The following is a 15,180-nucleotide window of genomic DNA, read 5'->3' as shown; positions in this document are numbered from 1 at the left end:
GTCTGTCTTCCCTGCCCGAAGGCGATTTAGTCTCGGGGCCCGACATGCATCCGGCCCGCTTATCACTTACACTTGAACGAACTTTACCGTAAAGTCCGCCAAGTCTTATTTCCTGTCACTCTTTTCCGCGTTAGTCTTAATGCCGCCTTGATCGGCGACATAACCTACGGAACGAAGCACATTGAGGACACCCGCTGCGAAGCCCAGTAGGAGAAATACGATCAATCCCCAAGGCGACGTGCCGGCGATACGATCGATGAACCAGCCAAGCACCGCACCCACCACGATCCCAGCGATAAACTCGCTGGAAAGCTTCATGGCCTGCGCGACCGAACTTGCCGTCTCCGACCGCTCCTCCTCGGAAGCTGGCTTTTTGAACATGCCTTTCTTGACCAATTCGGCCTCAAGACGGTTCAAACGCTGATCCAGCTCCCCGGAAGCAGGTTGCCCTTGCCCATCCTTGACAGCACCGGATGGCTTTTCGGGCTCAATTCCCCGTGCCATTGGCAGCTCCTTTTTTCAAGAAAGGCAGGTTCAAAACCCCATTTCCAAGTTGCGCGCAACATATTGACACCCCGCCCGCTAGTCAAGGCGGTGAAGCCACTGCTCCAGAAGGTTTTTTATTCATAAAAAACAATTGGATAGCTAATGGTGCGACTCATTTTCCGCCCAAAGTCCAAGAATGTGGCGCGAATCCTTCACTTTTTCGTTGCCACTATCCCCAGCGTATCGCAGCCGGAGCGGCTCCAGCGCAAATGAAACGCAGGCCCTGCTTCAGCCATCCGGTTTCCGCCGCGATCAACGATCAAACTCGCCCTGGATTCGCGTGAGAGCGCACTGCGCCAAGTGCTTGCTGTCGAGCAGCGAAACACAGGCAAGGGGAGTTGGGCAAGAACTGGCGCAACGCAACAGGCGGAAGAGGTTGCCCTCTCCCGCCTGTTTGTTTTCATGGTGACAGTTTCGCTAAACGTCACGTCGAAGCCGATCTGCCGTCGGCTCTAACGCTTCATGCCATGCAGAACCGTTCCTTGCCCGGCAAAGCTTAAAACTTGCCGGAAAGGCCGATGATCGCGCCGAAGGCCGTATCCTTGTTGACCGTGCGGTTTACATAAGGCGTCACGCCGATGCTGACGGCATCGCTGAACGCATAGGAAACCGTGGTCGACAGGCTGCCGCGTGTATGCGCCGCATCGGAATCGAACTTGAACGAGCCGATATAGTCGGCGCTGGCGATTACGCTCGGGTCCTTGTGCGACAAATCCTGCTCGATCTCGGCATTGACGGACCAGTTGACCTTGTCGGTCAGCGCCATGCCGTAATTGAGACCGAGATAGGCCGTCGTGCGCTGTGACTTCACATCCGAATAGGTGAATGGGAAATGAGCGCCGGATTCGGTATAGCCGTCCATTTTCAGGTCGGTATAGTTCAAGCCGCCGTAATAACCGAACGATGCCTTGTTGCCGAGATCAAACGACTGCCCTGCTTCCAGCTGTACGCCCCAACCATTGACGGTGCTGTCACCGCTGCCCGGTTCGGTATAGCCCAGCACCTGACGCGTCCGCTCGACATCATAGCGATTGATCGCAGCCGAACCACGCATATACCAGGTTCCGCTCTCGGTGCGGTCTTTCCACTGCGCATAGATACCGCCGCCGAGATTATTGTTGGTGCGGTCGAAATTGTCCGGCATGTCCTGCCAGAACGTATGGGCAATGGTTGCGCCTGCCGAGAAATTATCGGTGAAGGCGTGACCGAGCGTCATCCAGCCGAGCACATCCTTGCTGTCGCCAGCGCGGCCAACGTCGGAATAGATGCCGTACCAGCTTTCGCCACCCCGCGCCATACCGAGACCGGCGCCGGAGAAGTCGTTGAAGCCCTGACCGCTGCTGCTGCCGCCCATCAGCCGGCCAACAATGGCGCCTTGCGAGCCGACGACCGAGAAGGTGTCATTGGCAAGTGCGGCAACCGTCTGCACCGTATTGGTGACATCGATGCCGACAGGCGTGGGCGTTGGTTCGGGTGCTGGTGTCGGCTGCCCATTCCCGTTCGGATCCGGATCAGGGGTCGGAGTTGGGTTCGGCTCAGGATCGGGCGGCGTTACCGTCACCAGTTTCCAGAGCGCGGCATGCGCAACACCATTATCGTTCAGAGAGTAACCGGCGATCACGGTCCCATCGGCAGAGACGCCGCTCGTATAGGAATACTTGCCCCCCAAAGTCCCGAGGTCCGTCGGCGATGCCGCATCGCCAATCCAAACCACAGCGTGGATTGCATTGCTCTCGTTCGCCGCATGGCCAACGATCACCCCTCCATTCGCTGAAACGGCAGTTGCGTCAGAAGTCTTGCCCCCTAAAGTGCCCAGATCGGTCGGTGTTGTCCCTTGATTATACCACGCTACGGCATGGGTATCAGCTGTTGGTGAATACGTTGACGCCCCGATGATGACGCTGCCATCAGCGGACACAGCACGAGCAAAAGAGATCGTACCACCATTCAAAACACCCAGGTCGGTAGCGCCGTTGCCTTTGCCGTACCATGCTGCCGCGTGTTGATCTCCACCAGCCAGTTCCGACGATCCGACGATCACCGTCCCATCCGCAGACAAGCCACTAGCGCTGGAGGTAGCGCCACCTAAAGTCTCCAGATCGACCGCAGTCGCAACTCCGTCATACCATGCCGCAGCATGTTTCTGTTCCAGACCCGTATTTGCCCAACCGACAATCACCGATCCATCGTGGGAAACGGCAGCCGCGTAGGAAGTAAGGCCACCCAAGGTTCCAAGATCAAGGATCGAATAGGCACCGTTAGCGCGCGACCAAAGAACGGCATGACCGCTGTTCGAAGCACCATTACTGTTCGAGGATCCGACGATCGTCGTTCCGTCGGCCGAAATTGCATTGGCGACGGCCGTACTATTGGCATGGAGAACGCCAAGCCCCATTGGCGTCGACGTTTCATTCAACCACACCAGAGGGTGCTGCACATTTTGAGCATCGAACGCGTTGCCAATAATAACCTGCCCATCAGCAGACACACCATGTGCACTATACGGATGACCTTGCAACCCAGCCAAATTTTGAAGGACAGTCAGATTTCCAGTTTTGCTATCCCAGGCTGCAGCAGCACTAACGCCGCCATTCGTAGCCGTAACAGACCCGAAAATCACACTGCCGTCAGCAGAAACGCCACTGGCCAAAGACCTAACTCAGCCAGCCCCCTCAACCAAAGTGGGTGCAGGGTTAGGATCAAACTCCAGCTGCTGCGCCATTGCAATATGTGCACCGCCTAATAAAGACGATGTGCTAATAAGCAAATACGCCAAATGCTTATTTAAAACTTTCATTACCCCTCACACATCAAAAAAATGATGAACAATTCCGATGATTCCTATCTTATATGTATTTTAAAATATCATGTCTATATTGCAAAATATTCATTTATATATTCTAATAAAGTTATATTTTAAGTAACTATAATTATATTTATATATATCTAATTTAGATAATAAGAATAGTTACACGCAGGCGGGCCAGATCGATACGCCAGACATTTATTCGCGCATATTTTATGAAATCGAAGCCGCAGCAAGTTCTGCTAAAGCGGGCCTTTGCCGGTGGATACCGGATAGATCAAAGCTGTATCAGTGGGCAGTCCAGCGGGCTGTCCGCCTCGGAGGGGCTTCACACTTTTGCTGGAAATGCTTTCTTCCCTACGCATTTCCGTACGTAAAACCGCTTCACACTTTTGCTGGAAATGCTTGTCAGCTCCACCCGCCGCCATAGGTGCGGTAGAACACATGAAGGCCGATCTTGGTCAGCTTCTTCATGGTGGGTGCCCAGAAGGGCTTCACATAGGTTGCATGATAATGCGTGGCCGAGCCGACTTCCGGCAGCCATATCTGACCGGACGACACCGTCTTCGCCACCTGTTGCGCCATGCGCCATTGCGGCATCTCGGTAACACGATGTTTCTGCCCGTCGCAGGCAAAGGAGAACTGGCAGGCATTCAGCCAATCGCGGTTCTGATAGACGACACCGCAAATGGTGCCCGGATAGGCCGGGTTGCGCACGCGGTTGAGCACGACCTGCGCCACAGCCACCTGCCCTTTGACCGTTTCGCCACGCGCCTCGTAATAAACGGCTTCGGCGAGGCACTTCTGTTCGCCCTTGCTAAATGCCGAAGGCGGCAACGGAGTTGCCGCCCAGTCGTGATCTTCCTGTCCGATGGGCGGGACGAAACGCCCCTCGCTCGGATCTGGTTTCAGGATACTCTCAAACGGAGATGTTTTTCCATAATCAGGCGCAGACGGTGCATAACCCAGGGCCAGCACATCCGGCTGGTCATTGTTGATCAGCTTGGCCAGTTGCACCGGCATTTCTGCGCGCGGCTTTGGCGGCTTCACGGCATGGAAGGCCATGGTGATGCCGATTTCCTTGCCTTCAAGCTTGCTGGAAAAGGCCATCTTGGTGTCGGTCTTTTCCGGCGGGCGGGTGATCATGCTGATCTTGTCGAACATGCTGCCCGCGGTGAACGCCTTGGCAGGCGCCTTTGGCTGCACCGAGACCAGACGGCCCGTCTTGTCGGCGCGGTTGATGCGGTTTTCGTCCGGGTTGGGATCATCCGGCCCAAGCTTCGCGGTCTTCTTGCCGCCCGAAAGCGCTACACGACCGATGCCCGGCACTTCGATGCCGTTGGTGGCGATGCTGCCGGTGACGGTCGTTGCATCGACAAAGGGCATTTCCGCCTGATGCACCGAACCAACGGGAGCCTTGGCGACAAAAGCCGTCCAGCGATGCGTGCCGAGATCGGCAGACGGCACGAGGCTCGCCATATCCTGAAAGGCAATCGCATTGGAATTGAAGAGATAGGCGAAGGCTGTGAGCACCAGCGGGATCAGACGCTGCGGCTTGCGGGCGATGTGACGCGGTTTTGCGCGCACGGCATAATAGCGACCATCCTCCGGGCAATAGCCCGTGACAGGATAATGCCATACCGGCTCGGCAACGGCCTTCCGTCGGCCAAACAGCGCTCGTATCGACACAAGACGCACCGCACACTCCACTCACACAGACTTCAGTTCTCGCGCACAGGTTCCGAAGCCGTTTCACGCTTTTCGGGATGTGCTTAACGAAGCCGATAATGGAGTATTAACCTTGATGGATCGTTAACGATGTCTTGTTTACCCTTTGAAAATATTGATTAATTTTGAATTAACACTGTCCGCCCAGCGATTGTTTTCATTGCGTTTTTGAGTGGCAATGGTCAAAACAGATCGGGTGGGATAATAAACCATCTCATTTAAAATGCCCGCACAAGAATACCTCCTCACGATCAGAGCAGCCCTATGATCAAGAAAACCCTCGCCGCCGTCGTGCTCATTGCTGTTGCGTTGTTTGGCTATACCAAGGTCATGGCGCGGGTCAGCTTTGTCGAGCCGCCCGTCTCTGCCCCGACAGAACAGCAGGCCGATGCAATCCGGGTTGAAAAGGCCAGCCGCCAGATGATCCTGCTCCGCCAGGGCCAGCCCATTGGCACCTATCGCATATCGCTCGGCAGCAATGGCGATGACGGCCACAAGCAGCGCGAGGGCGACGAGAAGACACCCGAAGGACAATATGTCATCGACTGGCGCAACCCGCGTTCCATGGCGCATCTGAGCCTGCATATTTCCTACCCGAACGAAGACGACAAACAGGCAGCCGCGGCGGGCGGTTATGCGCCGGGTGGCAATATCATGATCCACGGCCTGCCGAATGGCTGGGGCTGGCTGGCGTCCGTGCATCGTCTGTGGGACTGGACCGATGGCTGCATTGCCGTCACCGACGCGGAAATGCGCGACATTTGGGCAAGAGCGCCAAACGGCACCCCGATCGAAATCCTGCCGTAAATCTCTTAGAGCCTGAAGCAAAAAGCGGCATGTGTGTGCGAAAATGGAGATTTTCGAGTACCGTAAGGAGAAAATTGCCATTTGCAGCCACACAGGGCGACTTTTGGAGCAGGCTCTTACTGCTCACGAATAATCCGGCTATGCTCCCTGAACGACAGCAATCGTTCGGAGGGGAATGATGACCGCAATCTTCAAGACGGCCTGCATCAATGGTTTCATCGCAATGGCGTTTCTGGCATCGCCGGGGAGCGCCTTCGCCAAATCGCCCTGCGATGGGGTTACCACGAGCTTGACCAAGCAACAGCGGTCTAATTACTCGGCCCTGATTGCCAAAAGCCTTCGCAAAAAGGTGAAACCAACTGCGGTCAAAATCGACAGTTTCATGCAAAGCGGTGACTGGGCAGTCGTTTATGCCGATGTTCCGGTCGCCGACCCCGGCTATTTCTTCTTCAACCTTTCAGGCAAGACACCGCAGCTTAAAGACGTCTGGGGCGGCATGGCCGACAGGAGTGAAGTGCCGGATCTGGTCAAATGGGCCAAAAAGCTTGGCGCGAATGCAAAGATTGCCAGCTGTTTTGCCGATACGGCGACAGGATCCTAAGGCGCTCGTCAGAACAGAGCGCCTTTGGCCATCACTTCACCGACCAGCGGTCGATATCGGCGTCCTGTCCGATCAGCGCCAGACCCGTGGCAATCGAATCGAACTGGTTGGAGCTGGTCACCGCCGCATCGGGAAAACGGCTTTCGAATGCGGTGCGGATGGCCGGCACGAAGGACGTGCCGCCCGTCAGGAAAACGCGGTCGATATTACCGGATTGCAGTCCGGCCTTTTCCACGGCTTCGTCAACCGACTGTTCGATCTGGCGCACATCCTCGGCGATCCAGTTTTCAAAATCGTTACGGGTGATATCCGAACGAATTTCAAAATCGTCCGCCTTGAAATGCAGTTCCGCGATGCGCTCGGATGAGAGGCGAACCTTCAGGTTCGAAACGGCGCGATAGATTTCGTAGCCGTAATCATTCTCAATCAGATTGATGAAATGCTCCAGCGCTTCCGGCTCGACCGCCTGCTTGGCAAGCTCGGTCAGGTCGCGGATCGTCGCGGGCGAGTTCATCAGGAACAGCGTGTTCCAGCGCGCGAAATTTGCGTAATAATGGTTCGGCATGGTCAGGCGCTTGCCGAAGGACTTGTACTCCGTGCCCTTGCCGAGCAACGGCGAAACCGCATTATCGATGATGCGGTAGTCGAATGTATCTCCCGCAATGCCAAGACCGGTCTGGCTCATCGGCGTGAAGGAAAGACCGCCCTTGCCCACTTCGAAGCGCACGATAGAAAAATCGCTCGTGCCGCCGCCAAAGTCAGCCACCAGAACAGTCGAATCCGCCTTCAATTCCTGCGCATAGAAATAAGCCGCCGCGACCGGTTCATAGACATAGTGAATGTCGGTGAAGCCAAAGGCGCGAAACGCCTTTTCGTAGCGCTGCATGGCCAGCTGCTCGTCCGGCGAGCCGCCTGCAAAAATAACCGGACGCCCGACCACCACGCGGTTGCCCTTTGGCGGCAACCTGTCGCCGAGGCGCGCGGCAACCGTTTCGAGGAATGTCGTCAGAATATCCTCGAACTTGAACCGCTTGCCAAAAACCGGCGTGTCGGTGAAGGATTTGGACGCCGCAAAGGTCTTGAAGGATTGCAACATGCGCGTCGAATGCGGCGCGTTGACAAAAGCGTCCATCGCCCATGGGCCGCTCTCCACCGTGCGCTCGCCGGTTTCGCGATCCTGCCAGAAACAGAGGATCGAGCGATAGCCAGTAACTTCGGCGCCATCCTTGACGACGCTCAGCACAGCCGCCGTGCCATCGGGGCTTGCAACCGACAGAACCGTGTTGGTGGTGCCGAAATCGATGCCTAATGTCACGCCATCAAATGGGCTCTCAATAGCCTTCGTCATCGCTGCACCTTTTGGGAGAAAATCGGGGAGCGGGCGGATTAGCAGACCAAGGCAGGTTACTCAAGGCGTCGATGAGGTGAAAGTTGGCTGACATTGAAAAGAGCTTTTAAGAGTGCTATTTAAAGGATCACCAACAGGTCGGAGAAAATCGACATGGCACATATTGTTCTGGCGGAAATGACGGCCAGCGTTTCGGAACTGAAGAAAAACCCCATGGGTACAGTGGCCGCAGGAGAAGGTGCGCCGGTCGCGATCCTCAACCGCAATGAACCGGCTTTTTACTGTGTTCCGGCGCGCGCCTATGAAGCCATGATGGAACGTCTGGAAGATGCGGAACTGAACGCCATCGCCGATGCGCGGCGTGATGATCCCGTCGTGAAAGTCGCGCTGGATGATCTATGAACTCGGGTTTGTAGAAGTTGCACTCAAGGAATGGCGCAAACTCGACAGCAACACGCGGGAACAGTTCAAGAAAAAACTCGCCGAGCGCTGCGCGAACCCGCATGTCCCCTCCGCAAAACTTTCAGGCGCGACAGATCGTTACAAGATCAAGCTGCGGGGTGTCGGATACAGGCTTGTTTACGAGGTCCGCGACCAACAACTTATTATCATTGTGATAGCGGTCGGGAAGCGGGATCGCGCCGCAGTTTATAAGGACGCCGCAAAACGTGATGCAGAATGACGAAAAAAGCCCGGATCACTCCGGGCTTTTTTACATGATGCTTATCGCTTCTTCTTGGCGCGGCCCGCGAACGGATTGTCCGAGGTGCGCAGCGCAAGGCGGATCGGCACGCCCGGCATATCGAAGGTTTCGCGCAGGCCGTTGACCAGATAGCGCACATAGGATTGCGGCATCGCGTCGGGACGCGAGCAGGAGACGACGAAGCCCGGCGGGCGGGTCTTCACCTGCGTCATATACTTCACCTTCAGGCGGCGACCAGAAACAGCTGGCGGCGGCTGATGGGCGATCACGCCTTCCAGCCAGCGATTGAGGCGGCCCGTCGAAATGCGGCGGTTCCAGATCTCATGGGTCTTCACGACATTTTCCATGAGCTTGTCCAGACCCTGTCCGCGCTCACCGGAAATCGGCACGGCGCGCAGCCCGCGCACCTGCGGCAGAAGACGGGCGGTCTTTTCGTAAAGATCGGCTAGAACCATCTGACGGTCTTCGATCAGGTCCCACTTGTTGAAGGCGATGACCGGCGCACGACCTTCACGGATGATGAGATCGGCGATCTGCAAATCCTGCTTTTCAAAGGGGATCGTCGCATCGAGCACGATGATCACCACCTCGGCAAAGCGGATGGCGCGCAGGCCATCGGCAACCGAAAGCTTTTCCAGCTTTTCCTGCACGCGCGACTTGCGACGCAGACCGGCAGTGTCGAACAGCTTGATCTTGCGACCGTGCCATTCCCAATCGACCGAGATCGAGTCACGGGTGATACCCGCTTCCGGGCCAGTCAGCAGGCGGTCTTCGCCGAGCATGGTGTTAATCATCGTGGACTTGCCCGCATTCGGGCGTCCGACAATGGCAATGCGCAGCGGCTTGGTCGCATCATAGGCAGGGATGACTTCCTCATCCGGATCTTCAATATCGTCGCCGATCAGCTCGCCGACCGCCTTTGGCGTGAAGACTTCGTCAGCGGCTTCCGCTTCTTTTTCGTCGGCGAAGACGCGTTCTTCGCCCAGAAGTTCGACAATGGCGTCGCGCAGGTCGGGCATGCCCTGACCGTGCTCGGCGGAAATCGGGCACGGTTCGCCGAGACCAAGCTGGAAGGCATCGTAAAGGCCCGACTGCGCGCCGCGCGCTTCGGCCTTGTTGGCCACCAGCACCACGGGCTTGCCGGACCGGCGCACCAGTTCAGCAAAGGTGTTGTCGGCAGGCGTCAGGCCGTTCTTGGCATCGACCACGAACAGAACCGCATCGGCTTCGCTGATGGCGGCTTCCGTCTGGGCGCGCATGCGCGCTTCCAGCGAGTCATTGGCGGCCTCTTCGAGACCAGCCGTGTCGATCACCTGAAACTTGAGGTCGTAGAGCTTGGCGTCATGGATGCGCCTGTCGCGCGTGACGCCCGGCAGGTCGTCCACCAGCGCCAGCTTGCGGCCGACGAGACGATTGAACAGCGTGGACTTGCCGACATTGGGACGCCCGACGATAGCGAGAGTGAAACCCATGAACGAAAATTACTCCAGAAAGAAACAGGGCCGGTTCAAGACCAGCCCCGAAGGTAGCCTTTGTTTAACTTTGTGCCGCAACGCCTGCGCTGCGCATCAGGTCCAGCATCGTATTGGCGCGCTGACGGATATTGGCCTGCGCCATACCGTCATCGGCGATCTGCTTGAACAATTTGGCCGCATCGTCGAAACGTTCGGCCTTCCAGGCTGCGAGGCCAAGGGCTTCGCGCGCGCTGGAGCGCATCGAATTGCCATCGGCAGACAGGGTTTCAACCCGCTTGGCGACATCGTCATAAGAACCGCTATCGACCAGCAGATAACCCGCCCGCAAACGCGCCACATCGCGCAGCGCACCCGGCACGGCATTGTCGGCAGCGATATCGTCAAACGCCTTCACGGCGCCAGCCGCATCGCCCTTGCTGGCAAGGACGGAGGCCGCACGCAGGCGCGCCAAAACCGGATAAGACCCGTAGCCAGTCTTTTCCAGATCGTCGAGCGCAGCAAGCGCTTCATCGTTCTTGCCTGCCGATGCAAGGTCAAGCGCCGCAAGGAACTTGTCGCCGGAAGCAGAGGCCTTGCTGTCGGTCCAGTGCTGGTAGCCGACCCAGCCGGCAGTGCCCAGAACGATTGCAACGGCAGCACCGATCACGATCGGGCCGAAATTCTTCCAGACCTGCTTCGCCCGTTCCGAACGGAGTTCCTCGTTTACCTCGCGAATGAAACTGTCGTCTGCCATGGACCTGCCATTGTTCTTGAATCTGATTTACGAAATAGCTGTTCTGGCGCTTTTAGTCGGAATTGTCGCCATATGTAAGACCCGTCCGCGAAATAAGCATATTGAGCCCTGCGTAAAAGTGAATTTCGGTCCGACCTTCGCCATATTCAAGGGATAGCCGGGTCACTGGCCCCTTCCCGGCCTTGGATTTTCCCGGTATTTGATGGCAATGCGCGTTTTCTTCCCCAAAACTCTCCTCGCTCTTTCCCTCTCGGCGGCTTTTTGTGCGCCTGCCGGGGCCACATCACCGGAAACAACGGCCAGCAAAACGCAATATGTGCTGATTTCCTTCGACGGCGCGCATGACAATGCGCTTTGGACGCGCTCGCGCGAGCTTGCGAAGAAAAACAACGCTCGTTTCACTTATTTCCTGTCCTGCGTCTTTCTGATGACCCGCAAGGACCGCGCCAGCTATCAGCCGCCGCACAAAAAGGCGGGCGTATCCAATGTCGGCTTTGCCCAGACCCGCGATGAAGTCGTGACCCGGCTTGGCAATATCTGGCAGGCGCATCTGGAGGGCAACGAGATCGCCAGCCACGGCTGCGGCCATTTCGACGGCACGAGCTGGTCCACCGCCGACTGGAACAAGGAAATCGGCGCGTTTCGCCGCATCGTCGCCGACGCCTACAAAAATAATGGCATAGACGGCGAGCCGGAAGGCTGGCGCAACCTCGCTCTCAACGGCATCAACGGCTTTCGCGCGCCCTATCTCGCCGCTTCGAAGCCGGTGCAGGACGCACTCAAGGCCAATGGCTTCCGCTATCAGGCATCATCCGTCACACGCGGGCCGGAACTGCCGCAGATCGCCGGTCAATTCGCATCTTTCGGTCTGCCGCTGATCCCGGAAGGCCCGTCAAAGCGACCGATCGTCGGCATGGATTACAATCTCTATGTCCGCCATTCCAAGGCTAAGGAAATACCTGACCAGTCGGCAGCGTTCGAAGAGCGCGCCTATAAGGCGTTTCGCGCCGCCTTCGACAAGCAATATGACGGCGAGCGCATTCCCTTGCAGCTTGGCTTCCATTTCGTGCTGATGAATGACGGCGCATACTGGCGCGCCATGGAGCGCCTTGTTTCGGAAGTCTGCACTAAGGCCGACGTCAAATGCACCACCTATGGCGATTATCTGAACAGCCTCGACAAGAACACCGGCTCGAACATTCAGAACCGGTCGTAACCGGCGTTTTTCCAAACCCTCGTGCTTCGAGACGGCGCTGACGCGCCTCCTCAGCATGAGGGTGTTGGCGCTCTTTAGCATGAGGGTGTTGGTGCCCTTCCCTAAACGCCCTGCGGCGCCTCGAGATTTTCGCGATCCAGCGTCGGCAGCTGCTCGCCATGGATGGTCGCCTCGAAGGCGCGAAGGCGCTTGTAGATCGACAGAAGCTCGATGATTGTCGTCCAGGAATTGACCAGATACTGGAACGAGCCGCGCACCTGATCGAAGACGTTCAAGATCTGGTTCATCAGGCCCAGGGTCAGCTTGCCCGCGACGATGGACGGAATGAGGATCAGCGTCGGGAAAATATTATCTGCCTGAATGTAGAAGATGCGGGCGACGTTGAAATAGACGTAGTGGAAATAAAGCCGGAAATAATTATGCCGGACATTGCGGAACAGTTCCTGCATCGTCACCGGCGCGGCGCGGTCTTCGTGATCCTCACCATAGACCAGCTCCTTACGATAGGCTGCTTCCACGCGCTGATTGTTGAACTCCAGCCCCGGCAACTTGATGCCGACCAGCGCCAGAAAACCGGTGCCGAAGGCGGCCCACAAAACGGCCGCCCAGACAAGCGCATGCGGAATAGCGCCGATGATCGGCAGTTCATTGACCTTTTCCGAAAAGGTGAACAGGACCGGCAGAAAGGCGATCAGCGTCATCACGGATTTCACTAGGTTGACGCCCAGCTGTTCCAGCGTAGAGGAGAACCGCATCGTGTCTTCCTGCACGCGCTGCGCGGCGCCTTCGATATGACGCAACCGCGGCCAGTGGCTCATATAGTAATTGTTCATCGCCGTGCGCCATCGGAAGATATAATGGCTGACGAAGAACAGGCTGAGCACGCTCACCGTGACCGCGATGAAGGCGATGCCAGCGAATTCCACCATCCCCCAGTAAAAATCGGCGGCTGTCACCGAACCCGGCGTCGACAGCGCCTTCTGCACCATGTCGTAGAATGGTCCGTACCAGGCGTTCACCGCAACACTCACCTGCACCGAAAAATAGGTCGTGAACAGGATCAGTGCCGAACCGAGGATCGACCAGCGCTGCCATGGATGCGGTGAAAACAGCGCCCAGAAAGCGTAAAACGCAAAGGTCGCCACGGCGAAATAAATGTAGAACCAGAGAAACGGCGCAGACCAGAAAAGGCTTGCGCCGATGATCGGCGCGGCGTCCGGCGCGGCGGGCGGCAGGCCGAAAAGACGCCCGAGATTTTCGCCCCCCATATACCAGCCGAACACAGCCAGCAGGCTCCAAAGAACGACAGATGGAAAAAACAGTTTTGGGCGGGGGAAAAAAGATACGAACACGAAAGCGGTCCCGATTCTATGGGGTTATCGCCCCCATAGAATGCTTCTCGCAGCGCCTTTGCCAGTTAAATGTTTGTAAGATTTTGACAGAAACCTTTTTTAGATTCCCAATTTTGCAGTTCTACTTGGCCTTTTGACCGGCCAGCACGCCAATGACGGCGACTGCCACCAGCGAGAAGGCGGCGGCAAGGCTGGCCGAGGTGAAGGAGCCGGAACGCTGCGCCATGTAACCGGCGACCAGTGGCCCGACAATCTGCCCGAGGCTGAACGATACGGTCATGCGCGCCAACGCCCGCTTCGGCGAGGCGGGAGCCAGAACCCGCGCGATCTGGAGACCGAAAGCAGTCAGCGCCATGAAGGTCATGCCGAGAAGCGCACCGCCGACCAGCGGACCGACAGGCGGGGCGATGACTACGCTTGCGGCGACACCGATGGCTTCCAGTAGCGCCGTCAGCGCGAAGGCATTGAACAGGCCGAACTTCTTCGCCGCCGGAGACCACAGCCAGATCGACGGCGCGGCGGTGAGGCCGGTGACGATCCACACGGCTGCTTCCATCAGGGGCCCGCCATCATTGGCGCGCACGATGGCGATCAGAAAGGTGGCGGTGATGACATAACCGAAGCCGAAAATGCCATAGGCGAGCGCCAGCGCGTTGAAGGCGAAGCTTTTCGGCAAAGCAGGTTCACGCGTGTTGCCGCCGTTGCCGCGTGGTCCCTCGCGCACCAGAAAGACCACTGCCGCCAGCATGACCAGCGTGAGCAAGGCCGCGCCGATCCAGTCCGCACGCCAGCCGAGGCCGGAAAAGCGGATGGCCGCCACCAGCACCGCCGATATGGCGATACCGCTGCCCACGCCGCCGAAATGCAACGCGCCAAGCCCGTTGCGCTCGGCGGCAGTCACATGGCTGAGCACGATGGCCGTGCAGAGGATCATGGTCACGGCGCTGGCGAAACCGGCGGCAAAGCGGATCGCGGCAAACATCCAGACGCCGTCGAACAGTGCCATGGCGGCGCAAAGTGCGGCGCTGATGATCAGGCCGGTGATCACGCTGGCGCGCTCTATGCCTGCCGACCAGCCATAGCCTGCGGCAACAGCGCCGAGCAGATAGCCGATATAGTTGGCGGAAGCGATGAAGCCCGCATCGGCGGCGTTGAAGCTGAGATCAGCCATCATGCCCGGCAGGATCGGCGTATAGATGAAACGCCCGATCCCCATTGCGGAGGCCATGGCGAGAAAACCGCCCAGCGCATAACGGATCGCCGTCTGGTGTTGAGCGGTATTGGGGGAGGATGACATTGAAAAATCCGAACGGGAGAAAGCAGACTTAAGGAAGTTCGACTTAGCACTGCAGTGCTGGTAGAGCACTGGATCATGCACGGCAAAATACCCCTCAAGCGCGGGCACACAATTGAATTTTTCTGATGGTAGCTATCAACAATAGCCAGCAATGATCAGCTGGTAGCTGGCGCCAGCCCTAGCAGAACAAACGCGCCCATGGAGCGTCACATAGATTACTTCATAATATTTGACACAATTCCGCCAAATAAATCTATAAAATAGCGCAATATTTCATAAAAATATTATTTTTACTTATTTATCATAAATGGCAGTTGAATAAAATGAAGACAAAAATCTGTATTTTATTATTGTTAAGTGCACTTACGGGATGCGCAGGGGACAGAACATATGATGCTTCTTCTCTTTCTCCCAGGAACAATGGAGTTTCCGCCATTGAAAACGAAGCGATCCAACGGCAAAGGCAACTCGCCGCCGAAGCGGGTTCGATACGGGCCCAAATCGAACTCAATCGACCACGATCACATCCATGGGACTAGTACCCATTTCGACCTGACCGTATCAGATA

13 protein-coding genes are annotated in these 15,180 nt (G+C 57.0%); 5 read left to right on the top strand and 8 right to left on the bottom strand.

Annotated elements, in window-relative coordinates; all coding sequences use genetic code 11:
* Window positions 1–105: 105 nt before the first annotated feature.
* The 3 genes from FIC94_RS14725 to FIC94_RS14715 form a co-directional block, all read right to left on the bottom strand.
* Window positions 106–504 carry an AtpZ/AtpI family protein gene (locus FIC94_RS14725; RefSeq protein WP_140025404.1) on the bottom strand — a complete coding sequence of 133 codons (399 nt, stop codon included), beginning with the start codon at window positions 502–504 and terminating at the stop codon, window positions 106–108.
* Between the two features lie 538 nt (window positions 505–1,042).
* Window positions 1,043–2,962: an autotransporter domain-containing protein gene (locus FIC94_RS14720; protein WP_180917993.1), complete on the bottom strand. Its 1,920-nt coding sequence runs from the start codon at window positions 2,960–2,962 to the stop codon at window positions 1,043–1,045.
* Between the two features lie 798 nt (window positions 2,963–3,760).
* Complete coding sequence (locus tag FIC94_RS14715; protein WP_140025402.1) at window positions 3,761–5,050, bottom strand: cell wall hydrolase; 1,290 nt, start codon at window positions 5,048–5,050, stop codon at window positions 3,761–3,763.
* A 294-nt stretch (window positions 5,051–5,344) separates the two neighbouring features.
* On the opposite strand from FIC94_RS14715, the gene FIC94_RS14710 reads away from it, so the two are divergent.
* Both FIC94_RS14710 and FIC94_RS14705 read left to right on the top strand, forming a co-directional pair.
* Complete coding sequence (locus FIC94_RS14710; protein ID WP_140025401.1) at window positions 5,345–5,887, top strand: L,D-transpeptidase family protein; 543 nt, start codon at window positions 5,345–5,347, stop codon at window positions 5,885–5,887.
* A gap of 175 nt (window positions 5,888–6,062) precedes the next feature.
* Window positions 6,063–6,488, top strand: a complete 426-nt coding sequence (locus tag FIC94_RS14705) for a hypothetical protein (protein WP_235892019.1) — start codon at window positions 6,063–6,065, stop codon at window positions 6,486–6,488.
* Between the two features lie 31 nt (window positions 6,489–6,519).
* On the opposite strand, the gene FIC94_RS14700 is transcribed toward FIC94_RS14705, so the two are convergent.
* Window positions 6,520–7,836 carry an Hsp70 family protein gene (locus FIC94_RS14700; RefSeq protein WP_140025400.1) on the bottom strand — a complete coding sequence of 439 codons (1,317 nt, stop codon included), beginning with the start codon at window positions 7,834–7,836 and terminating at the stop codon, window positions 6,520–6,522.
* 153 nt (window positions 7,837–7,989) lie between these two features.
* Between FIC94_RS14700 and FIC94_RS14695 the strand changes: the two genes are divergently transcribed.
* Window positions 7,990–8,238, top strand: a complete 249-nt coding sequence (locus tag FIC94_RS14695; RefSeq protein ID WP_140025399.1) for a type II toxin-antitoxin system Phd/YefM family antitoxin — start codon at window positions 7,990–7,992, stop codon at window positions 8,236–8,238.
* Complete coding sequence (locus FIC94_RS14690; protein WP_140025398.1) at window positions 8,228–8,518, top strand: type II toxin-antitoxin system RelE family toxin; 291 nt, start codon at window positions 8,228–8,230, stop codon at window positions 8,516–8,518. The genes FIC94_RS14695 and FIC94_RS14690 overlap by 11 nt, the downstream gene beginning before the upstream one ends.
* 41 nt (window positions 8,519–8,559) lie before the next feature.
* On the opposite strand, the gene der is transcribed toward FIC94_RS14690, so the two are convergent.
* Both der and FIC94_RS14680 read right to left on the bottom strand, forming a co-directional pair.
* Window positions 8,560–10,011: a ribosome biogenesis GTPase Der gene (gene der / locus FIC94_RS14685; protein WP_140025397.1), complete on the bottom strand. Its 1,452-nt coding sequence runs from the start codon at window positions 10,009–10,011 to the stop codon at window positions 8,560–8,562.
* A gap of 64 nt (window positions 10,012–10,075) precedes the next feature.
* Window positions 10,076–10,747: a tetratricopeptide repeat protein gene (locus tag FIC94_RS14680; RefSeq protein WP_140025396.1), complete on the bottom strand. Its 672-nt coding sequence runs from the start codon at window positions 10,745–10,747 to the stop codon at window positions 10,076–10,078.
* Window positions 10,748–10,955: 208 nt separating this feature from the next.
* Between FIC94_RS14680 and FIC94_RS14675 the strand changes: the two genes are divergently transcribed.
* The gene (locus FIC94_RS14675) at window positions 10,956–11,963 is read left to right on the top strand and encodes a polysaccharide deacetylase family protein (protein ID WP_140025464.1); all 1,008 of its coding nucleotides are present in this window, start codon (window positions 10,956–10,958) and stop codon (window positions 11,961–11,963) included.
* A gap of 101 nt (window positions 11,964–12,064) precedes the next feature.
* On the opposite strand, the gene sbmA is transcribed toward FIC94_RS14675, so the two are convergent.
* Window positions 12,065–13,315 carry a peptide antibiotic transporter SbmA gene (gene sbmA / locus FIC94_RS14670; protein ID WP_140025395.1) on the bottom strand — a complete coding sequence of 417 codons (1,251 nt, stop codon included), beginning with the start codon at window positions 13,313–13,315 and terminating at the stop codon, window positions 12,065–12,067.
* 121 nt (window positions 13,316–13,436) lie between these two features.
* A complete protein-coding gene (locus FIC94_RS14665; RefSeq protein ID WP_140025394.1) occupies window positions 13,437–14,612 on the bottom strand; it encodes a YbfB/YjiJ family MFS transporter in 1,176 nt (391 codons plus the stop codon).
* Window positions 14,613–15,180: the final 568 nt, after the last annotated feature.

Source organism: Ochrobactrum teleogrylli (assembly GCF_006376685.1).
Lineage (GTDB): Bacteria > Pseudomonadota > Alphaproteobacteria > Rhizobiales > Rhizobiaceae > Brucella > Brucella teleogrylli.
This window is presented reverse-complemented; position numbering and strand designations above follow the sequence as displayed.